Origin of the sequence: Sphingomonas yabuuchiae (assembly GCF_001477495.1) — a bacterium.
GTDB lineage: Bacteria > Pseudomonadota > Alphaproteobacteria > Sphingomonadales > Sphingomonadaceae > Sphingomonas > Sphingomonas yabuuchiae_A.
In genome coordinates this window covers 1-660 of record NZ_LDTF01000180.1, presented here as the reverse complement: position 1 = coordinate 660, position 660 = coordinate 1, and the positions used below count along the sequence as shown (strand labels likewise).

Sequence of the window (660 nt, the reverse complement as noted above, 5' to 3'; positions counted from 1 at the left end):
GAGTCTCGTGGGCTCGGGCAACGGCATCGAGGTGATGACTGGAACCTCCATGGCCACCCCGCACACCTCCGGGGTGGCGGCTCTGGTCTGGCAGAAGCACCGGAACTACACCCCGCAGAACGTCAAGGCCGCGATCATGAACACCGCGACCCACGACGTCAAGAACGCCAACGGCACCACGGAGTCCGTGGAGCGGGTCGGGTCCGGCCGGGTGGATGCGGTGCGGGCCGTGAACCAAGACGTCATCGTCTACAACGCGGATCGCCCGGACATCGTCAGCCAGAGCTTCGGCGTCACCGAGGCCAAGACCAACGGCGGCGTGCAGAGGTTCACCCGGAAGATCACCGTGGACAACATCGGCAACCGGGCCCACACCTACGTGGTCTCCTTCGCCGGGACCACGCAGATGCCCGGGGTCTCCTTCTCCTACGATCCCACCGTCTCGGTGGGCTCCGGCGGGAAGGCCACCATCACCGTGACGGCCACCGTGGACCCGAAGGCCCTGGTCAAGACCCAGGACCCGGCCCAGGCCAAGATCCAGCTGGGCAAGGCCCGCCAGTACATCGGCAGCCTCTCCGGCCGGCTGGTGCTCTCCGAGAACGGCCAGGACCTGCGGCTGCCGCTGCAGATCGCCCCGAAGCCGGTCTCGGACATGAAGGT

General features: G+C 67.4%; 1 protein-coding gene. It reads left to right on the top strand.

Features of this window, described 5'->3' with window-relative positions; all coding sequences use genetic code 11:
- Positions 1-660 (top strand): S8 family serine peptidase (locus NS355_RS17955; protein WP_153008292.1); only part of this gene is annotated, 660 nt, incomplete at both ends.